Here is a 19,334-nt window from a genome sequence, read left to right on the forward strand (position 1 = left end):
CATGTCGAATTATTTCCAACGATGGACCTGCTTATGAATGCGCTGACTCTGCCGGATATCGCCGCGCAGGCTTCACGCCAAGCCTTGCCACTCGACTGGGTGGGGATGCGCGGCATCGCCTTGCCAATCCTGATTGACGGTCAACACCTGACCGCCACCGCTGATGCGGGCGTAAGCCTGGACGACGGCACGGCCCGTGGCATTCATATGTCACGCCTGTACCTGGCTCTGGAAATGCTCGATCAACAGCCGCTGACATCTGCACTGCTGCGTAATGTACTGCAGCGTTTTCTCGACACACATGAAGGTTTATCTAAGAACGCTTACCTGCGCATCCACACCCAGCTGCTGCTTAAACGCCCTGCCCTGGTCAGCCCATTAGCCGGCTGGAAAACCTACCCCGTGAGCATCGAAGCGCGCCTGGAAAACCAGATGTTCCACGTGGAACTAAAAATTGACGTTACTTATTCCTCAACCTGCCCTTGCTCCGCCGCCCTCGCCAGGCAGTTGATTCAGCAGCAATTTGTGGATGATTTCGCCAATACGCCGTTACAGCATGAAGCGGTGCTGGCCTGGCTCGGCACTGCCGACGGCATCGTCGCCACACCCCATAGCCAGCGCAGCAGCGCGCAGTTGCACGTCCAGTTGCAAGGTACTGACCTGCCGATAGTCGGCTTGATCAACGCTGCCGAAGCCGCGCTCGGCACCGCCGTACAAACCGCGGTGAAACGCGCAGACGAACAAGCCTTCGCCCTGGCCAACGGGCAGAACCTGATGTTCTGCGAAGACGCCGCTCGCCGCCTGAACCTCGCCTTGAAACGCTCGGATGCCATCAAAGCCTTCCACCTCAAAGTGATCCACGCCGAAAGCCTGCACGCGCACGATGCCGTGGCTGAAAGCCGCTGGACGAGAGACTTTGCATGATCACCTGTAACTCTTTGCGCTGGGGTGCCCCCGGGCAACCGCTCACCCCGGCACTGGATTTGACCCTGGAAAAAGGCAGCCTCACCGGCATCATCGGCGCCAATGGCACAGGCAAAAGCAGCCTGCTCAAGGTCATTGCCGGCCTGCAAAAACCGCTGGCGGGAAAGGTCATTGTGGATGTTCCACGCCGTGGCGGCCTGGCCTTCTTGCCCCAGCAGCAACACTTGGACCGCCAGTTCCCCATCAGCCTGCAAGAACTGGTCGCTGCCGGTTTCTGGGGCATCCAACACACCCCGCAACAACGCAGCCAACGCCTGCAAGCGGTACTCGAAGACTGGTGCCTGACTGGCTTGGAACACCGACCGTTGATGGCATTGTCCGGAGGCGAATTGCAGCGCGCCCTGCTGGCACGCATGAGCCTGGCCGACGCACCCGTCCTGCTGCTCGACGAACCTCACGCAGCCCTCGATGAGGACGGTCAGGCGCTGTGCTGGAAACACATCCACGCTTGGCACAACGAAGGCCGCACCCTGGTGATCGTCTGCCATGACCTGGCCTCCGTGCGTCACCACACCCAGCACGTACTGCAGATCAAAAACACCGGCTGCGTATTCGGCCCCAGCAAAGAGCTGATCCGCCCGCAACCGCAGATGCAGGTGGCCTGAATGCACTTCACTGCCCACTTATGGATGCCGTTTCATGAGTTCGTCTTTATGCGCCGCGCACTCCTCGGCGGTTTGGTACTGGCTTGCAGCACCGCGCCGCTAGGAGTGTTTCTGATCCTGCGGCGCATGAGCCTGATCGGTGATGCGGTGGCCCACGGCATCCTGCCCGGTGCCGCCCTGGGTTTCTGGTTCGCCGGCCTGAGCCTGCCCGCGCTGACCCTCGGTGGCCTGGGTGCAGGCCTGAGCATGGCCGGCCTGGCCGCGTGGATCACCCGCCGCACCGGGCTGCGCGAAGACGCCAGCCTCGCCGCCATCTACCCCATCTCTTTGGCCGCGGGGGTGCTGATCCTGGGCCTTGCCGGCAAGCGCCTGGACCTGCTGCACCTGCTGTTCGGCTCCGCCCTGGCCGTGGATCAAACCACCCTGACCGGCATGCTCTGGGTCTCGGGTTTCAGCCTGATCGCCATGGCGCTGATCTACAGACCGCTGTTGCTGGACACCCTCGACCCGCTGTTCCTGCAAACCGTCAGCCGCCTCGGCCCCCTCGCCCATGGCGTGTTCCTGACCCTGGTGGTGCTGAACCTGGTGATTGGTTTCCAGGCCATCGGTGCGCTGATGGTGGTTGGCTTGATGATGTTGCCGGCCATCGCCTCACGCTTCTGGAGCCGACGCCTGCCGGTGCTGATTGCGGTATCGGCGCTGCTGGGCTGCCTGTCGGTGTGGTTGGGTCTGCTGCTGTCGTTCTACTACTCACTGCCCAGCGGCCCGGCCATCGTGCTGGTGGCGGGCGCTGGGTATTTGTTGTCCGTGGTGTTCGGTCCGGTGCACGGTTTGTTGCGCCGCCCGCCTTTGCTCACATCCCAATGAGGTGTTCCGATGCGCGCTCTACTCGTGCTGTTCAGTCTGCTGCTGCCGGTTTCGATGGCTCACGCCGCCGACAAACTCCAAGTAGTCACCAGCTTCAGTATTCTCAATGACATCACCCACCAGATCGGTGGCGAGCATATCCAGATCAGCAACATGGTCGGCCCGGACGCCGACGCCCATACCTATGAACCCACGCCGGATGACGCCAAGGCATTGCTCAAGGCCAAGGTCATCATCAAGAACGGCCTGGGTTTCGAGCCGTGGCTGGACCGCCTGGTTACCAGCACCGAAACCAAAGCAACGGTGGTCACCGCCAGCAAAGGCGTGATTTCCCACACCATGGACGAGGATGGCGAAACCATTCCCGACCCGCACGCCTGGCACAACCTAGCCAATGCCGAGATCTATGTGAGCAACATCACCAAGGCCCTGGTGGCCGCCGACCCGGCCAACAAGACCGCCTACCTGCGCAACAGCCAGGCCTACCTCAAGCAAATCCATAGCCTGCTGGACGAGGCCAAGGCCAAGTTCGGCGCCCTGCCACCGGGTAACCGCCGCATCGTCACTTCCCACGACGCTTTCGGTTACCTGGGCCAAGCCTATGGCATCCAGTTCCTCGCGCCCCAGGGTTTGTCCACCGAACGTGACCCTTCGGCCGCTGAAGTTGCCGCGCTGATCACTCAGATTCGCAAGGACAAGGTCAAAGCCGTGTTCATGGAAAACATCAAGGACTCACGCCTGCTCAAGCAGATCGCTGACGAAAGCGGCGCACAGATCGGCGGCACGCTTTACTCCGACGCTCTCGCTGCAGAAGGCCCGGCCAGCACCTTTATCGGGCTGTTCGAATACAACCTCAACACCCTGTGCGCCGCACTGAGCCAGCCATGATCCGCAAAAATCCTTCCGGCGACCTGCCGGTGATTGCCGAATCGGCCTACGTCGACAAGACCGCGATCATCTGCGGCAAAGTCATCATCGGTGAGAACGTGTTCGTCGGCCCTTACGCCGTGATCCGCGCCGACGAAGTGGATGCCAGCGGCGCCATGGACCCGATCACCATCGGCGCCAACTCCAACATCCAGGACGGCGTGGTCATCCACTCCAAATCCGGCGCAGCAGTGACCATCGGCGAATTCACCTCCATCGCTCACCGCTCCATCGTCCACGGCCCCTGCACGGTGGGCGACCGCGTGTTTATTGGCTTCAACAGTGTGCTGTTCAATTGCGCCGTCGGCGATGGGTGCGTGGTGCGCCACAACTCGGTGGTCGACGGCCGCGACCTGCCCGCCGCTTTCTACGTGCCCTCCACCACGCGTATCGGCCCCTACACCGACTTGTCGCAATTCCCACCGGTGAGTGTCAGCGCCTCGGAGTTTTCCGAAGACGTGGCACGCACTAACGTCGACCTGGTGCGCGGCTACAAAGCCCTGCAAAACGAGTTCTGAACCATGAGCCGCCTGCTGATCCGCAACGCCCGCCTGGTCAACGAGGGCCAGGTATTCGACGCCGACGTACTGATCGCCAATGGTCGTATCGAGAAGATTGCCGCCAGCATTCAAGGCGATAACGAACCGGTGGAAATCGATGCCAACGGCCAGTGGCTGCTGCCAGGCATGATCGACGACCAGGTGCACTTTCGCGAACCCGGTGCGCCGGAAAAAGGCAGCTTCTACAGCGAATCCCGCGCGGCGGTGGCCGGTGGTATCACCAGCTTCATGGACATGCCCAACACTCACCCGGCCACCTTGAACCTGGAAGCCCTGGCCGATAAAAAGCGCCGTGCCGCACTGCATTCAGTGGCCAACTACGGCTTTCATTTTGGCGTGAGCAACGACAACCTCGACACCGTCGCGGCCCTCGCTCCTCGTGAAGTGGCTGGGGTCAAAGTGTTCATGGGCGCATCCACCGGCAATATGCTGGTGGACGACCCACGCGTTCTGGAGCGCCTGTTTGCCGAGGTGCCGACCATCCTGCTCGCTCACTGCGAACACACGCCCAGCATCCTGGCCAACGAGCAACGCCTGCGCGAACGCTTCGGCGAGCATATTCCCGCAGTCGCCCACCCGCTGATCCGCGATGCCGAGGCCTGTTATCGCTCGTCATCGTTTGCCGTGGAATTGGCCAAACGCCATGGCACGCGCCTGCATGTGTTGCACCTGACCACCGCGCGGGAACTGGCGTTGTTCGAAGACAAGCCCCTGGCCGACAAGCACATCACCGCCGAGGTCTGCCTGCACCACCTGCTGTTCGATGACCGCGATTACCACCACCTCGGCCACCAGATCAAATGCAACCCGGCGATCAAGACCCGCACCGACCGCGACGCGCTGCGCCTGGCATTATTGAGTGATCGTCTGGATGTGATTGGCACCGACCATGCGCCGCATACCTGGGCGCAAAAACAGTTGGGCTATCGGCAAGCACCCTCGGGCTTGCCTCTGGTGCAGCATGCCCTGCCGGCGTTACTGGAGTTGGTGGCCGACGGGCATTTGCCCTTGACCACTCTGGTAGCCAAGACCAGCCACCGCGTGGCCGACCTGTTTGCCATCGCTGATCGCGGCTACGTGCGCGAAGGCTACTGGGCCGACCTGGTACTGATCAAACCGGAGCCTGCCGGCAAGCCGGTCAACAGCCAGCCTATTCTCGCCCGCTGCGGCTGGACACCCTTTGCAGAACGCAGCTTTCGCCACAGCGTGAGTACCACACTGGTCAGCGGCCACCTGGCCTGGCACAACGGCCAGGTGGTCAACAGTTGCCAGGGCTTGCCCCTGCAGTTCGGGCGTTAAGCGCGGGGTTTGACCGAACCGCAATCGTTGCCCAGCCACTGAGCGTGGCTGTCCAGGCTACCCTTCTGCTGGATCCCGGTGGCATTGAAGGTACCGTTGACGCTGGTGGTGAATTCTTTCTGGCTCTGAAACGTTGCCACCCCAGTGCCCTGGGCTTTCGGGCAACTGAAGCGGAACTTCCACTGGTTGCCGCTCTTGTCGGTGACTTCCTGTTTGCAGCCCGATTGAGGGTCGGTCAGGGGGATCGAATCGGAGGCCACCTGGGCCGGGGTCAGGCACACCTGTACGCCTTTACCGGCCATGTTAATGCCTTGTTTTTCGAGCATGGCGCGCTGTTCAGGGGTCATCTGTTGCTTGAGTTGACCGAGGATCAGCGACAAGTCCGGCAGGTCCTGGTTATCGACTTTCATATTGCTGGTGGTCAATTCCCACAAGCCCGGCGCCAGCATCTGCGCCTGTGCCGCCACAGGCAGCGACAAACCAACAACCATGGCCAAACCAAGCAGACGAGCATTCATCGGGTAACTCCTGGGTAATTGTGGGCGTTAGACGTCGCAAAGCAGCCAGTGTTGCATGGCAAATAAAATAGCGACATTCACAGCCGTTCATGGTCTGTTACGCACTGGACTGCCTGGAGTTACGTCGTTCATGGATTTCTTTGGCCCGCACCTGCTCGCCTACGTCATTGCCACGCTGCACTTTCTCGGAACGCTCGCCGCGATCCACGCAGTACTGACCGTGCGCACCGCACAAGGCTCGATCGCCTGGGCGTTGTCACTGATGTTCATGCCCTACCTGACGCTGATCCCCTACCTGATTTTCGGCCGCAGCACGTTCGACGCGTACATCCAGGCCCGTCGCCAGGCCAACCAGGAAATGCACACGGCCATTACCGAATTGAACTGGCGCCCCTGGGTGGAGGAAGCGCTCGCGGCGCGCAATTCCAGCGCCTATGCCTCCTTGCGCGCCATGCCCAAGCTGGGCCGCATGCCGTGCCTGGCCAACAACGAAGTGCGCCTGTTGATCAATGGCGATGCCACGTTCGGCGCGATCTTCGAGGCTATCCGTAACGCAAAGACCGCCGTGCTGTTCCAGTTTTTCATCATTCACGATGACGAACTGGGCCGTCAATTGCAGGCCCTGTTGAGGGAAAAAGCCGCTCAGGGCGTGGCCATTTATGTGCTGTACGACCGCATCGGCAGTCACGCCCTGCCCCATCGTTATGTGCAAGCGCTGCGTGACGCTGGCGTGCAGGTCAAGGCATTCGCCACCCGCAGTGGCTGGCTCAATCGCTTCCAGGTCAACTTCCGTAACCATCGCAAGATCGTCGTGGTGGACGGCATCACCGGTTTTGTCGGCGGGCATAACGTAGGCGATGAATACCTGGGTAAAAAACCGCCGCTGGCGCCATGGCGCGATACCCATGTGCAGGTCGCAGGCCCAGTGGTGGCATGCCTGCAGGAGTCGTTTGCCGAGGACTGGTTCTGGGCCGCACGGGAACTGCCGCCGCTGATCCTGCCGGACGCCTACCCGGAAGACGGCGTGCTCTGCCAGTTGCTTGCCAGTGGGCCAGCGGACCCTTATGAAACCTGCTCGCTGTTTTTCGTCGAGGCCATCCATGCCGCGACCAAGCGGGTGTGGATCACCAGCCCCTATTTCATCCCCGACGAGGCGGTGTTTGCCGCCCTGCGCCTGGCGGTATTGCGCGGAGTCGATGTGCGCCTGCTGCTGCCGTCACGGCCCGACCACCGCATCGTATATGCCGCATCCAGCCTGTACGCCAACGAAGCGGTGCGAGCAGGCGTGCGAGTGTTTCGCTACACACCGGGCTTTTTGCATCAGAAGGTGGTGTTGGTAGACAGCGAAATCAGCGCCATTGGCAGCGCCAACATGGACAACCGTTCGTTCCGGCTGAATTTTGAAGTGATGCTGCTGACGGTGGATGAAGCCTTCGCCAGCCAGGTTGAACAAATGTTGCTGGATGACTTTGCCCTGGCCCATGAAGTCAGCCAGGAAGAAAGCCGCGAGACCCGTCGCCTGCAACAACTGGGGATGCGCATTGCACGCCTGATCTCACCCATCCTCTAACCGCCAATACAAAACCAATGTGGGAGCTGGCTTGCCTGCGATAGCGGTGTTTCAGTCGACTCATCCGGTCCTGATACAACGCTATCGCAGGCAAGCCAGCTCCCACAGTTTTGAGCTTCAGTGCCTGGTGGTCAACGGTAGAGATCTTCCCGCGTCCACGGCAGTTCATGCCCGCCATCAGCATGGGGTTTCACTGCCAGTATCTGGTGCAGGTTGATCCAGCCACGGGCAAATGCATAAGCGCAACCGGCCAGGTACAGCCGCCAGATGCGTAGCGCCTGCTCTGGCACCATCTTCGCCGCTGCTTCCAGGTTGTCTTCCAGGCGTTCGCTCCAATGGTCCAATGTGCGGGCGTAATGCATACGCAGGCTTTCGACATCGACCACTTCCAGCCCTGCTTCGCTGATCTCGGCGGTCATCATGGCCAGGTGCGGCAGTTCACCATTAGGGAACACGTAGCGCTCGATAAACTCGCCGGCTCCACGGCCTACGGGGCGGCCATCGGTGTGCTTGGCGGTGATGCCATGGTTCATCACCAGGCCGCCTTCACGCACTGCGCCGAACAGGGTCCGGCAGTATTGCGCCAGGTTGGCGTGGCCGACGTGTTCGAACATGCCCACGCTCACGACTTTGTCGAAACGACCGTCCTGGGGCAGGTCGCGGTAGTCGAGTAATTGCAGGTCGACCTGGTCTTCCAGGCCTTCGGCTTTCACCCGCTCCTTGGCCAGCGCCAGTTGTTCCTTGCTCAAGGTGATGCCGAACACCTTGACCCCGAACTCACGTGCGGCATAACGCGCCAGCCCGCCCCAGCCGCAGCCCACATCGAGCAGATACTCACCCGGCTGCAGCCGCAACTTGCGGCACAGGTGGCGGAATTTGTCTTGTTGGGCCTGATCGATCGACTCGCTGCCGGTTTCGAAATAACCGCAGGAGTAGGCCATGTCCTGGTCCAGCCATAGCTGGTAGAACTCGTTGGACAGGTCGTAATGGTAGGAAATGGCCGCCGCGTCGGTGGCCTTATCGTGAATCGAGCGCACCGGACGACTCTCCTCGTCGTCATCGACCAAAGCGTGACTCAACTCGTCACATACCCTGATCACTTCGGTGATGGAGCCTTCCAGCTCCAGCTTGCCCTCGACGAAGGCTTCGCCCAGTGAGTCGAGTGTTGGATGGGTCAGCCTGGATACAACCGTGGGGTCCTTGACCACGATGGTGACACTGGGCTCAGGGCCCAAGTTGAATTCATGGCCGTCCCAGAGTCGAAGACGCAGCGGTAGCTGAAGATTCTGTAAGGCCGGTGGAAGTTGCGCGAGCATGAGTAGTCCCCCCTTGTTTCAGACGTCTGCTGTGAGGGTAGACCATGCCAAACAAAGTAGGAAGCTATCGAATGAATAGCTCCCCTTCTATGGCGCTCGGCGCTCGAGCAAACCTTCCTGGACCCACTGTTTCAGCCAAGTGGCCGCTTGCAGCGACGCCCCCTCTGAATAAGTGACCGTCAGCTCAGTACACAGTTCTGAAAAATTCCAGCCCATGGTCACCATGCCCGACAGCGCACAGGCTTCAGCGGCTTCCAGGCTGCGGTAGTGGCAGCGGTTCTGGTTGCGCCACACCAGGCAGATCTGCGCCGGCTCCAGCGCCTGGCTGCCGGGGAAATCCGACTCATCCTTGCTGGCTCGCCAGATCGCCACCGTGTTGAAACGGCAAAGCAACTGCTGCACCGAAGGCGCCAGCGCAACCTGTAAGGTGGGCCAGTCTTCAGGCGCCAGATGCGCCATGCCATTCAAGGTTAGCGGCTCCCCTTCGGCGGCGTCAAACGCCAAGGTGAACGCCCACTCCAGACGTGCCAACTCAGCCAAAGGCGCACTTTGCGCAGCCATGAAATGCTCAACGATAAACATCGCAAAGCGCTCGCCCAACCAGCGCACGCTGTAATGGGCCGAGGGATAACGGCGGATGTAGGCCTCGGTCAGCGAGCAAAACTGCTCATCTCCCAGCCAATACCAGATGGCACCGAAATCATGGCGCAGTACCTCTTGCAGACGCGACAGGTAGGCGTTGTGGTAAATCGCCAGGCCGGTGTCCACATCCAACGTCGGCCCTCCCAGCAAGGTAGCGGCAAAGCCACTGTTGGCCGGGGGCGCTTCGGATAATAGATGCTGTTCAAACGCCAACTGCCAGTCGATCAGGCGCATAACGCTCTCCGGGCCAAGGCGCTGGCACCCAACTCACGGGCTTTGTTCAACTCGGTGAGTAATTCTTCGAAGGGTGGAAAATGGTCATCGCGTTCCAGTAACGTCGACACGGGGCCCAGATGTTCGAGAGTCTGCTGATACAGCGCCCACACCGGGTCGCACACTGGATGGTCATGGGTATCGACCACATAGTCGCCATAGTCCATATGCCCTGCCAAATGCAGCTGGCGAATGCTTTCGGGTGGCAGGTTGCGAATGAAGGTCCAGGCATCAAAACCATGGTTACGTGCGCTGACGTAGACATTGTTGACGTCCAGCAGCAACTGGCATCCGCTCAGGTGGGCCAAGGCGTTGAGGAACTCCCACTCGGTGAATTCATCCGCCTTGGAACGCACGTAGCTGGAGACATTTTCCAGTACCAGCGGGCGCTGCAACACGTCCTGCACCTGACGTACACGGCCGGCCACGTGGTAAAGGCTTTCTTCGGTGTAAGGCAGGGGTAACAAATCATGTAACTGGTGCGCGCTGCCGCGGCTCCAGCACAGGTGATCGGAAATCCATGCCGGCTGAATGCGCTCTGCGAGCTGTTTGATGTGATTCAGGTAATCCATATCGAGGGCATGTGGCCCGCCGATGGACAACGACACACCGTGCATCACCAAGGGGTAACGCTCGGCTATCGCATCCAGGTAGTACAAGGCCTTGCCGCCCTGCACCAGGTAATTCTCGGAGATCACTTCGAACCAATCCACGGCCGGCGACTGTTCAAGGATCTGGTGGTAGTACTCACTGCGTAAACCCAGGCCGTAACCCAGACTTGGAAGGGACGCGGACATGACTCACTCCAGGGCAAAGTGTCCGCAGCGGTGGCAGGCAGCCGCCGCGGTTGCATTCGTTGGCCGGTTACTCGCCGACTGTACCGCCAGCGGCGTCGCAGGCCGATTTGGTCATGGCCTTGAAGCCCATCCCTTTACACTCGCCCTGGCCCTTGCACGCGTGGTCCTTGGTTTTGCAGTCGTTCATACCTTTGCAGGAGGTCACGCCGTAGCAGTGAACGGTGGCGTCTGCCGCTTGTACCTGGGTGGCCACACCCGCGAACAGAGAAGCAGCGGCCATTGCGAGGGCGGCACCAGCAGCAGCGGATTTAATGCTCATTGTTGTATTCCTCATGATCAGTAGTGGAGCCGATCTGAACGGATTGTTCAGTCTCGACACAGCACTAGAGTGAGGCCCCCTGTCGGCGTTACAGCCGTGTGCAAATATTTCTGAAATTATTCGTCGAGCTTCAACAGCGGCTCCTGGAAGCGCAGTAAACGCCCGGCGTTCCCCAATACCAACAAGGTGCTGAGGTTATGCAGCACCGCCGCGATCATCGCGCCCGCCGCCCCCAGCCAGCCAAATGCGGCGAACACCACGATGGCCAGTGTCCAGCCCAAGCCAATGATCACATTGACCTGCAACGTCTGCCGGCACTGGCGACTCAAGCGCACACAGGTGCCCAAGCGGCGCAAGTCGCTGCCGATCAGCACCACGTCCGCCGAGGCCAGGGCGATGTCGGCACCGCCCGCGCCCATGGCCACGCCGACCACGCCGGCCTTGAGCGCCAGGGAGTCGTTGATGCCATCGCCCACCACCATTGGCCGGAAGCCACTGCTGATTTCGCCCAGCACGCGGTTGAGCTTGTCTTCCGGCAGCGCTTGGGCTTCGACATCACTGATGCCCACGTCCAGCGCCAGGCTGTCGGCCACGCTTTGGCGGTCGCCGGTCAGCAGCAGTTGGCGGCCCAGGCCCAAGTCACGCAGCTCTTGCAGGGCCTGGCGCGCTTCGGGTTTGACGCTGTCGGCCAACAGCAGCCAGGCGAGGAACTCGCCGTTCAACGCCAGCCCGGCAATCGGGCCATCATGGGCGGGCACGGCGGTGGTGACGATGCCCAACTGTTCAAATAACTCCGGCCGCCCTAGCGCCGCTTCGCCCTGCTCGGTCTGGGCGACCACGCCCAGGCCCTGACGCTCGCGGATGTCGCTAAGCACCCGCATCTGCTCCTGGCTCGCCAACCCCGCCAACGCTCGGCTGACCGGGTGACTGCTTGCCGAACCAAGGCTGGCCGCCAGGTTCAGCAGCTTTTGGCGATCCGGCGCGGTAGTCTCGATGGACTGCAAGCGCAGGGTGCCAAAGGTCAGGGTGCCGGTCTTGTCGACCACCAGTGATGTCAGGTCGGCCAGTTCTTCGAGGAACGCCGAGCTGCGAATCAGGATGCCATGGCGCGCCGCCACGGCAATCCCGGCAATCGCCGTGGCCGGTGCCGACAGCACCAAGGCACAGGGGCACGCAGCCACGAGTACCGCGAGCATCGCCTGGGCGTCATTGGTGACAAACCAGGTGACGGCCGCCAGCAGCAACACAAGCACCATGTAGCTGCCGGCATAACGCTCCAGCAGCCGGGTGATCGGTGGCTTGGACCGCTCGGCGTTCTGCATCAGCGCAATAACTTTGCCCAACGTCGATTCGTTACCGGTGCGCGTGACCTCAAGGCGCAGCAGGCCATCGAGGTTGATCGCCCCACCAAACACCTGCACGCCCACGCTGGCTTCCAACGGCACCGACTCGCCGGTGATCGGCGCCGTGTCCAGGCTCGCCTGGCCGGACAACACCACGCCATCGGCCGGCACGCGGTCACCGGCACGCACTTCGACGATATCGCCGGTGTTCAAGGTGCCGTTATCCACTTCGGTGATGCTGCCGTCCGCCTGCACCAGGCGTGCATGGCTGCGGGTGAGTTTGCCCAGGGCATGGATCGCTTCCTGGGAGCCAATCACGCTGCGCTCTTCCAGCACATGGCCGAAGATCATGATGATCGGCAGCAACGCGGCGGTGAGCAGATCACCGGTGGCCCAGGCGCCGAGCATGGCCAGGGCGATCAATTGATCGGTGATGCCGTGCAGGCTCGGAAAGCGCAGGCTGTACCAGGCCGAACGCATCACCGGCACCGCCACCAGCAGGGATGCCACGCCCAGCAGCAACTGGCTGACGCCGCTCTGGTCGGGCGCGAGCCAGCGCCACACCAGGCCCAGCACGAGCAAGCCCAGGGCGAGCATCGCCAAGGTCAATTGCCGGGCAGCGCTGCGCTGTTCGGCAGAGGTCAGCATGGGTGCGCTCATTGTTCGGCTCCCTGGATGATCAAGCGGGAGTCGTCTTTGGGATCGACGGTGGTCACTGAACCGGCCTGGCCGAGAATCTTCGGCAAGCGTTCACGGTACAGGCGCAACAGCAAACCGGGATCTTTGACCTGGGCCAGGCTGGCAACGGTAGCGGTCTGCGCCTGGGCATTGGCCAAGCGCTCACTGGCCTGGGCATGGGCGACTTGCACCTGGCGATCAGCTTCCTGGTTGGCGGTCTGGGTGAGTTTTTCCGCTTCAGTGCGGGCGTTGGCCACGGCTTTATCGGCTTGCTGGCTGGCGGTCAGTACCGCGTTGAACGCATTCACCGCAGGCCCAGGCAGGCTCGACTGCACATCGACGCGGGTGGCTTCGATACCCAGCCCCAAGCCGCTGGCCGCCAACTCCGCCAGGCGTTTGTTGATGCCTTGCACCAGGTCGCCGCGCAGCCGCTCACGCCGTTCGGCGGCGCCATTGTCGCTGCCGATCAGTTCCGGGCGGGCTACCAGGATGGTGTCCAGATCCCGCGCAGCGGTGAGGGCCACGGCGCTGCGTGTCACCAGTCTGTCCAGGGCAGGCAGCACGTGGTCGCCCTGCAACACAAAGGCGTAGGGCTCGGTCACCTTGTAGAACACCCGCACGTCCAGTTGCACCACCCCGGCATCACCGGTCAGCAGGTAGCCGGAACCGGCCAGGGCATCGCTTAACGGCGTGGCGAAACTGGCCACGCGATCGGCCTGCAACGCCGCGTCGGAACGCAGCAGGTTTTCCACCCGGCGTTCGATCACCCGGTCGGCCGCTGGCAGCAGGATGACTTGCTCAAAAGGTTGCGGCCAGGCCAGCAACAACCCGGCGTTCTGAATGCGATCAAGGGCGCCGAAGTGCAAGACCACGGCGCGATTCTGCGGGTCGATCTGGCGCACATTGGAAAAGGCCCAGGCCAACGCCGCCAATACGGTGACCGCGTACAGTGCCAGGAACGTCAGGCGCCCGGCCTGGATCCACGGGCTGTCCGGGCTTTCAGGCTCGCTCATGGCTGCAGGTCCTTCGGCCCATCCACCAGGGCGCGGAACGGCGCGGCGTCGGTGCGCAGGATGATCTTGGTCCCCGGCGTGACCACCGTGCCCAAGGTATCCAGCGAACGCAGCAGGTTGTACAGCTGCGGATTGCCAGCGTAGGCGCGGCCATAAATCTGCGCGGCTTCAACCCGCGACTGCGCTTCGATATCGGCGGCTTTCACGGTGGCATCGGCCTGCATGATGCGCGCATCTCGCTCGGCAGCGGAGCGGATCTGCGCCGCTTCGCGCTTACCCACGGCGGTGCGTTCGGTGGCGATGGTTTCACGCTCGGCGCGCATGCGGTCAACCGTGGCGGTGAGGGTCACCGATGGCAACGTCAAACGCTCGATACCGACCTGCGCCACGCGCACACCATAGGTGGTGAGCAATTGTTGATCAATCTGCTGGCGCAACTGCGCTTCAAAATCGGCGATGCGCACTTGGCTGGCGTCGGTGTTGATCAAGCTGGACAGGTCAAAACTGGCCGCCGTGGTTTCTAGCGCCGAGCCGACAAAGGTACGAATCTGCCGCGCCGCCTCATCCGGCTGGTTCTGCACCGCACGCATAAAGCGCTGCACGTTGTCGGCATCGCCCTGCACCTGCCACGCCACATAGGCCTGCACAATAATCCGCAAGCCATCGCGGGTGCCCACATCCTGCAGGCCGCTGGAGGTGGTGCGCAGACGCAGGTCCACCGGGATCGCCGCTTCGAACGGTGCCGGCCAGCGCCAGCCCAGGCCCGGCTCCAGCAGCACGCGCGCCGGGTTGCCGAAGCGGGTAATCACCGTGGCCTCACCGGAACGCACTTGCACCAGGCTTGCCGCTGCCACGGCAAACAGCACCAGCAACACCGCCCACGCCATGCGACGCCAGGGAAAAGGCCCGGCCGCCTGCTCATCGCCGTGATGGTGATGGTGGTGGCCGTGATGGTGGTGATGACCGTGATCATGATCGTGGGAATGAACGCTCAACAGACAGACTCCTTATTGAACGGCTTTGCGCGGCGCCGACGGGTCGGCGGGCAAGGTAAAAGAACGCAGATCGATCGTCGGCGCACTGTCGGCACCCAAACGATGATCCAGAATAAGCAGCTTGGCCTGGGCCAGGCCCTGGCTCAGTTGGCCCAGGTACTGTTCCAGCACGAAGGCTTGGCCCGCAGCGGCGTAGGCCTTTTGTTCGGCGGCAAAGCGCAGGTTCGCTGCTTGGGCGCCGGCATTCACTTCGCGGGCACTGGCCTGGGCCTGATCGCGGGCGGTACTGGCTTGAAGCAGCGCCTGGTTGGTCTGTTCGCTGGCTGCACCGCGTTCACGGGCGATCAGCGCCTGGGCGCCGATCTGCGCGGCCTGCACACCGTGATAAGCATTGGCGGCACCGGCCGGCGGGTGGATCGCCTCGACCACCGTGGCGAGGATTTCCACTCCGCTGTCGAGGGTTTGCAGGTCGGCTTGCACGCTACGACCAATCTCGTCCGCGAGGCTGGTGCGCTCTTCCCCGAGCAATTCATCCAGGGTGCGCGAGGCAAAATCGTGCACCAGGATGCGGCTGGCGGTGCTGCGGATCAGGGTCGGGATATCCGCGCTGTTGTAGGTGGCGGCAAGCGCGGCCTGATCGGTGAGGCCGATACGGTAGACAAAGCGCACGTCCATGTTGACGATCTGGAAGCCCTGCTTGTCGCCACTGCTGCTGGCAATGACCTGGGATTTGTCATTCACATGGCTGGCGTCCCACAGGCGGTTGGCGATCAACGGCGCCGGGCCTTCGGCGGCGGCCAGCTGCGGTGTGGCGGCGTCACTGACGCTGGTCGCCAGCTCATGCACCACGCCGTTTTCCACGTTCAGCACGCGGCCCAACGGCCACGGCAAACCGGCATGCAGGCCGGGGCCGAACACCTCGACCGGTTTACCAAAACGCTCGTAAATCCCACGGCCTTGCAGGGGCACTTCATGCAGACCGGTCAGCGCCCAACCTACCGCCAGCACCACCAGCAACACCGGGAAAAACGCCCGGCGCATGTAGGTAAAGGCCCAGATCTGGCGCAGGTCGATGCCAAAGCGGTTGTGCAACTCATGCTGCAACGCCAGCAAGGGCTGAGGCGGCCAACGCAGCAGGCCGGCAATGAAACTCTGCGCCATCAAGCGCGGCTCAAGGCGCGGCTGACGCGGGCTGAACAGCGACAGCACGCCCCTGAGCAGGAACTCCAACGCTACCAACGCTGGCAACAGCCCGATGAGAGTGGCCAGGCGCAACGGCCAGACCGACTCCGCATTGGCAAACAGCAGGCAGATCGCGCTGAGCACCAGGCAAATAATTGCCATCCGGCTCAACTGCGCCAACTGTGAGGCTTCCGGCCATTGGGCAGCGGTTTCCTGGGCCAAACGGCGTTCGAATACCAACAGGCCAAACGCCAGGGCCAAAGCGAGCGCTGCGCCAATACTTGCCGACTGCCCGATGGCGGCAGCGGGCAAGCCCAGGTTCCAGAACTGCAGGATGCTGACCAGCGCCAACAGCGACCAGCCGCCCAACCACAGCACCGGCGCGCCAATCTGCGCCAACAGGCCGTTGCCGAACCGGTTGATCAGGCCCTTATGCCAGGGTGTGGTCTCGATGGATTGTTCGACCGCTTCACCGCTCGGCGCTTCCAGCACCTGGGCACGCCAATCGGCCACCCACCAGGCCGACTGCAAACCGGCCACCAGCAGCAGTAAGGCCGACGCGCAGTTGATCAATACCACCGGCCAGATCGACAGCGGGGCAAACAACGCTACGAACAGCGCCAATATCCAACCACTGAGGGCCAGGGTTGTCAGGCCGATACCGGCTTGGCGCAATCGACGGGCGTGGAACAGCCCCTGCTGAAAACGCGCGAGGCCTTCAACCGAAGCCCCGTCAGCCTCTAGATCCACTTGCATCTGCTCAACGCCCACTTGTACACAATTCGTTACGATATAACACGAAGCGTGAAATTTTTGTTCGCTTTTGAATTCACCCTGAATCCCATGTGGGAGGGGGCTTGCCCCCGATAGCAGTGTGTCAACGACTGATTAGTTACTGGTACACCGCAATCGGGGGCAAGCCCCCTCCCACATTTGTTCTGATGGTGTTCTTCTGATTGTGACTAACCCCCTATAAACACGAGCCATCACTGGTGTCGGCTGCGATTAGTCGGCACACTCCAAAACAGTTTTTCGCGGGTTCACGGACAAGGAAGCGCCACCCCCATGATTTCCATCTACCAACTCAAACCGCGTTTTCAAAACCTGCTGCGGCCTCTCGTGCAGCGCCTTTATGACAACGGCACCACCGCCAACCAGATCACCGTGCTGGCCGGGGTTGTTTCCCTGCTGGTGGGGCTGTTGATCGCGGGCTTTGCCCGACACCTCTGGCTGTTTGCGCTGATCCCGCTGTGGATGATTGTGCGCATGGCGCTCAATGCCATCGATGGCATGCTGGCCCGGGAATTCGGCCAACAGTCGCGCCTCGGTGCTTACCTCAATGAATTGTGCGACGTGATCGCCGATAGCGCGCTGATCCTGCCCTTTGCATTGATCCCCGATGTGAGCCTGGCGCCGGTGCTGCTGGTGACGCTGCTGGCGGTATTCAGCGAATACGCCGGGGTGCTGGGGCCGATGGTGGGCGCGTCGCGCCGTTATGACGGGCCCATGGGCAAGAGTGATCGGGCGTTCGTACTCGGTGTGTTGGCCACTGGCGTGGCGCTGGGCTGGCTCGGCGCCGGTTGGGTCGAGGCGGTGATGTGGCTGGTGGCCGCCCTGCTCGCCTATACCTTGGTCAACCGGGTGCGTCAGGGCCTCAAAGAACAACAATCTCTCCCTTCTGCATAAGGATTTTGCGATGCGCGAACAGCAAGAGCACACCTTCAGTACCCATGATGGCGTCGAGCTTTTCTACCGGCACTGGCCGGCCACGGCAGGCGCCGGGCCGCGCAAGGCGATCCTGTTGTTCCATCGCGGCCATGAGCATTCGGGGCGTATTGCCCACCTGGTGGATGAACTGGGCCTGCCTGAATTCGACTTCTTCGCCTGGGACGCCCGTGGCCACGGCCAATCCCCAGGCGAGCGCGGCGACAGCCCCAGCTTTGCCACCAGCGCCCGCGACGTGCAGACGTTCTGTGATCACATCAATGCCACCTACAGCATCGAAGAGGAAGACATCGCCGTCATCGCCCAAAGCGTCGGCGCGGTGATTGCGGCCACCTGGGTTCATGATTACGCGCCAAAAATCCGCGCCCTGGTGCTCGCCTCGCCAGCCTTCAAGGTCAAGCTGTATGTGCCCCTCGCCCGCCCGGGCCTGGCACTGATGCGCAAGTTTCGCGGCAACTTTTTCGTCAACAGCTACGTCAAGGCCAAGTTCCTCAGCCATGATCCGGAACGGGTGGCGTCCTACGACAGCGACCCCTTGATCACCAAGGCCATCTCGGTGAATGTGCTGCTGGGCCTGTACGAAGCCGCCGACCGGGTTGTAGCCGATGCCCAGGCGATCCAGGTGCCCACCCAACTGCTTATTTCGGGCTCCGACTTTGTGGTGCACCGTAAACCCCAGCAGCAGTTCTTCGACCGCCTCGGCAGCCTTAAAAAAGAGCTGCATATCCTCCCCGGCTTTTTTCACGACACCCTCGGCGAACGTGATCGCATCGTGGCTGTGACCAGCGCCAAGCGCTTTATCTTGCAGAACTTCGCCCACCCGCTGGACCGCGCTTCTTTACTGGATGCAGACAAACTTGGCGCCACGTGCGCCGAATCCGAATCCCTCGCCGCGCCGTTGCCACGCAATTCACTGCGCGACCTGTACTGGCGCATGACCCGCGCCAGCATGGGCCTGGGCAAGAACCTGTCGGATGGGGTGAAGCTGGGCTTCGACACCGGCTTCGATTCCGGCAGCACCCTGGACTACGTGTATCGCAATAAGCCTACCGGCAAGGGCGGGCTGGGGCGGATGATCGATACCAACTACCTCAATTCCATCGGCTGGCGCGGTATTCGCCAGCGCAAGCTTAATGTCGAGGAACTGCTGCGCCTGGCCATGGCCAAGCTGCGTGATGACCAACGCGAAGTGCGCATTGTCGACATCGCCGCCGGCCACGGCCGCTACATCCTGGAAGCCTTGCAAGGCGTATCGCCGCTGCCGGAATCGATCCTGCTGCGCGACTACAGCGACATCAACGTGCGCGACGGTGGCGCGCTGATTCGCGAGAAGGGCCTGGGGGACATCGCCCAGTTCGTCAAAGGCGATGCGTTCGACCGCGCTGACCTGGCTGCCCTGGCCCCTAAGCCGACGCTGGCCGTGGTATCCGGCCTGTACGAATTGTTCGCCGATAACGCCATGGTCGGCGGCTCGCTGGCGGGCTTGGCCGAAGCCGTGGAGCCAGGTGGTTACCTGGTCTACACCGGGCAGCCGTGGCACCCGCAGTTGGAGCTGATTGCCCGTGCGCTCACCAGCCACCGTCAGGGCCAGGCCTGGGTGATGCGCCGGCGCAGCCAGGCGGAAATGGACCAACTCGTCGAAGCGGCGGGCTTTCGCAAGATCACCCAGCGCGTGGATGAGTGGGGCATTTTCACCGTGTCCCTGGCACAGAAGATCTGAA

At 62.0% G+C, this 19,334-nt stretch carries 18 protein-coding genes; 9 read left to right on the forward strand and 9 right to left on the reverse strand.

Annotation, left to right across the window (positions count from 1 at the left end; genetic code table 11):
• Positions 1-33 precede the first annotated feature (33 nt).
• Genes folE2 through GH769_RS24615 form a run of 6 tightly spaced genes read left to right on the forward strand, consistent with a single transcriptional unit; the run spans position 34 to position 5,242 of the window.
• Complete coding sequence (gene folE2 / locus GH769_RS24590; protein ID WP_020302044.1) at positions 34-924, forward strand: GTP cyclohydrolase FolE2; 891 nt, start codon at positions 34-36, stop codon at positions 922-924.
• Entirely contained in the window at positions 921-1,589 is a 669-nt protein-coding gene (locus GH769_RS24595) for a metal ABC transporter ATP-binding protein (RefSeq protein WP_014720564.1), read from the forward strand. Before folE2 ends, GH769_RS24595 begins: the two co-directional genes overlap by 4 nt.
• The gene (locus GH769_RS24600) at positions 1,590-2,456 is read left to right on the forward strand and encodes a metal ABC transporter permease (protein ID WP_014720565.1); all 867 of its coding nucleotides are present in this window, start codon (positions 1,590-1,592) and stop codon (positions 2,454-2,456) included.
• 9 nt (positions 2,457-2,465) lie between these two features.
• Positions 2,466-3,344, forward strand: a complete 879-nt coding sequence (locus tag GH769_RS24605) for a metal ABC transporter substrate-binding protein (protein WP_032901863.1) — start codon at positions 2,466-2,468, stop codon at positions 3,342-3,344.
• The gene (locus tag GH769_RS24610) at positions 3,341-3,901 is read left to right on the forward strand and encodes a DapH/DapD/GlmU-related protein (RefSeq protein WP_014720567.1); all 561 of its coding nucleotides are present in this window, start codon (positions 3,341-3,343) and stop codon (positions 3,899-3,901) included. Before GH769_RS24605 ends, GH769_RS24610 begins: the two co-directional genes overlap by 4 nt.
• Before the next feature lie 3 nt (positions 3,902-3,904).
• Positions 3,905-5,242, forward strand: coding sequence for a dihydroorotase (locus GH769_RS24615; RefSeq protein WP_032901862.1), 1,338 nt, complete (start codon positions 3,905-3,907; stop codon positions 5,240-5,242).
• Here the strand turns inward: GH769_RS24615 and GH769_RS24620 are convergent.
• Positions 5,239-5,760, reverse strand: a complete 522-nt coding sequence (locus GH769_RS24620; RefSeq protein ID WP_014720569.1) for a DUF3617 domain-containing protein — start codon at positions 5,758-5,760, stop codon at positions 5,239-5,241. The genes GH769_RS24615 and GH769_RS24620 overlap by 4 nt on opposite strands.
• 130 nt (positions 5,761-5,890) lie before the next feature.
• On the opposite strand from GH769_RS24620, the gene cls reads away from it, so the two are divergent.
• The gene (gene cls, locus GH769_RS24625; RefSeq protein WP_014720570.1) at positions 5,891-7,330 is read left to right on the forward strand and encodes a cardiolipin synthase; all 1,440 of its coding nucleotides are present in this window, start codon (positions 5,891-5,893) and stop codon (positions 7,328-7,330) included.
• 131 nt (positions 7,331-7,461) lie between these two features.
• Here cls and cfaB read toward each other — a convergent pair whose 3' ends face one another.
• The 8 genes from cfaB to hflK (GH769_RS24665) all read right to left on the reverse strand — a co-directional run bounded on the left by cfaB (position 7,462) and on the right by hflK (GH769_RS24665) (position 16,644).
• The gene (cfaB, locus tag GH769_RS24630) at positions 7,462-8,646 is read right to left on the reverse strand and encodes a C17 cyclopropane fatty acid synthase CfaB (protein ID WP_014720571.1); all 1,185 of its coding nucleotides are present in this window, start codon (positions 8,644-8,646) and stop codon (positions 7,462-7,464) included.
• 87 nt (positions 8,647-8,733) lie between these two features.
• Complete coding sequence (locus GH769_RS24635) at positions 8,734-9,522, reverse strand: DNA-binding domain-containing protein (RefSeq protein WP_032901861.1); 789 nt, start codon at positions 9,520-9,522, stop codon at positions 8,734-8,736.
• Positions 9,513-10,358 carry a DUF692 domain-containing protein gene (locus GH769_RS24640; RefSeq protein ID WP_014720573.1) on the reverse strand — a complete coding sequence of 282 codons (846 nt, stop codon included), beginning with the start codon at positions 10,356-10,358 and terminating at the stop codon, positions 9,513-9,515. Before GH769_RS24640 ends, GH769_RS24635 begins: the two co-directional genes overlap by 10 nt.
• A gap of 67 nt (positions 10,359-10,425) precedes the next feature.
• Complete coding sequence (locus tag GH769_RS24645; RefSeq protein WP_020302041.1) at positions 10,426-10,677, reverse strand: hypothetical protein; 252 nt, start codon at positions 10,675-10,677, stop codon at positions 10,426-10,428.
• A 116-nt stretch (positions 10,678-10,793) separates the two neighbouring features.
• Positions 10,794-12,680 (reverse strand): cation-translocating P-type ATPase, encoded by a 1,887-nt coding sequence (locus tag GH769_RS24650; RefSeq protein WP_032901860.1) that lies wholly within the window; start codon positions 12,678-12,680, stop codon positions 10,794-10,796.
• On the reverse strand, positions 12,677-13,711 hold the full coding sequence (gene hflK / locus GH769_RS24655) for a protease modulator HflK (protein WP_014720575.1): 1,035 nt from the start codon (positions 13,709-13,711) through the stop codon (positions 12,677-12,679). The genes GH769_RS24650 and hflK (GH769_RS24655) overlap by 4 nt, the downstream gene beginning before the upstream one ends.
• Positions 13,708-14,706: a protease modulator HflC gene (gene hflC / locus GH769_RS24660; protein WP_032901859.1), complete on the reverse strand. Its 999-nt coding sequence runs from the start codon at positions 14,704-14,706 to the stop codon at positions 13,708-13,710. The genes hflK (GH769_RS24655) and hflC overlap by 4 nt, the downstream gene beginning before the upstream one ends.
• Positions 14,707-14,718: 12 nt before the next feature.
• A complete protein-coding gene (gene hflK / locus GH769_RS24665) occupies positions 14,719-16,644 on the reverse strand; it encodes a protease modulator HflK (protein WP_020302039.1) in 1,926 nt (641 codons plus the stop codon).
• A 309-nt stretch (positions 16,645-16,953) separates the two neighbouring features.
• Here hflK (GH769_RS24665) and GH769_RS24670 point away from each other — a divergent pair, with 309 nt between their 5' ends.
• Together GH769_RS24670 and GH769_RS24675 are read left to right on the forward strand one after the other, a co-directional pair.
• Positions 16,954-17,574, forward strand: a complete 621-nt coding sequence (locus GH769_RS24670) for a CDP-alcohol phosphatidyltransferase family protein (protein ID WP_032901858.1) — start codon at positions 16,954-16,956, stop codon at positions 17,572-17,574.
• Positions 17,575-17,584: 10 nt separating this feature from the next.
• Positions 17,585-19,333: a bifunctional alpha/beta hydrolase/class I SAM-dependent methyltransferase gene (locus tag GH769_RS24675; RefSeq protein ID WP_020302038.1), complete on the forward strand. Its 1,749-nt coding sequence runs from the start codon at positions 17,585-17,587 to the stop codon at positions 19,331-19,333.
• Position 19,334 lies beyond the last annotated feature (1 nt).

This window comes from Pseudomonas sp. CFSAN084952, from assembly GCF_009648855.1.
Classification (GTDB): Bacteria; Pseudomonadota; Gammaproteobacteria; order Pseudomonadales; family Pseudomonadaceae; genus Aquipseudomonas; species Aquipseudomonas paracarnis.

Bases quoted from the DNA above. Each gene is read 5' to 3' on its own strand.
- folE2 (WP_020302044.1), top strand. From the start codon at position 34: ATGAATGCGCTGACTCTGCCGGATATCGCCGCGCAGGCTTCACGCCAA.
- GH769_RS24595 (WP_014720564.1), top strand. From the start codon at position 921: ATGATCACCTGTAACTCTTTGCGCTGGGGTGCCCCCGGGCAACCGCTC.
- GH769_RS24600 (WP_014720565.1), top strand. From the start codon at position 1,590: ATGCACTTCACTGCCCACTTATGGATGCCGTTTCATGAGTTCGTCTTT.
- GH769_RS24605 (WP_032901863.1), top strand. From the start codon at position 2,466: ATGCGCGCTCTACTCGTGCTGTTCAGTCTGCTGCTGCCGGTTTCGATG.
- GH769_RS24610 (WP_014720567.1), top strand. From the start codon at position 3,341: ATGATCCGCAAAAATCCTTCCGGCGACCTGCCGGTGATTGCCGAATCG.
- GH769_RS24615 (WP_032901862.1), top strand. From the start codon at position 3,905: ATGAGCCGCCTGCTGATCCGCAACGCCCGCCTGGTCAACGAGGGCCAG.
- GH769_RS24620 (WP_014720569.1), bottom strand. From the start codon at position 5,760: ATGAATGCTCGTCTGCTTGGTTTGGCCATGGTTGTTGGTTTGTCGCTG.
- cls (WP_014720570.1), top strand. From the start codon at position 5,891: ATGGATTTCTTTGGCCCGCACCTGCTCGCCTACGTCATTGCCACGCTG.
- cfaB (WP_014720571.1), bottom strand. From the start codon at position 8,646: ATGCTCGCGCAACTTCCACCGGCCTTACAGAATCTTCAGCTACCGCTG.
- GH769_RS24635 (WP_032901861.1), bottom strand. From the start codon at position 9,522: ATGCGCCTGATCGACTGGCAGTTGGCGTTTGAACAGCATCTATTATCC.
- GH769_RS24640 (WP_014720573.1), bottom strand. From the start codon at position 10,358: ATGTCCGCGTCCCTTCCAAGTCTGGGTTACGGCCTGGGTTTACGCAGT.
- GH769_RS24645 (WP_020302041.1), bottom strand. From the start codon at position 10,677: ATGAGCATTAAATCCGCTGCTGCTGGTGCCGCCCTCGCAATGGCCGCT.
- GH769_RS24650 (WP_032901860.1), bottom strand. From the start codon at position 12,680: ATGAGCGCACCCATGCTGACCTCTGCCGAACAGCGCAGCGCTGCCCGG.
- hflK (WP_014720575.1), bottom strand. From the start codon at position 13,711: ATGAGCGAGCCTGAAAGCCCGGACAGCCCGTGGATCCAGGCCGGGCGC.
- hflK (WP_020302039.1), bottom strand. From the start codon at position 16,644: ATGCAAGTGGATCTAGAGGCTGACGGGGCTTCGGTTGAAGGCCTCGCG.
- GH769_RS24670 (WP_032901858.1), top strand. From the start codon at position 16,954: ATGATTTCCATCTACCAACTCAAACCGCGTTTTCAAAACCTGCTGCGG.
- GH769_RS24675 (WP_020302038.1), top strand. From the start codon at position 17,585: ATGCGCGAACAGCAAGAGCACACCTTCAGTACCCATGATGGCGTCGAG.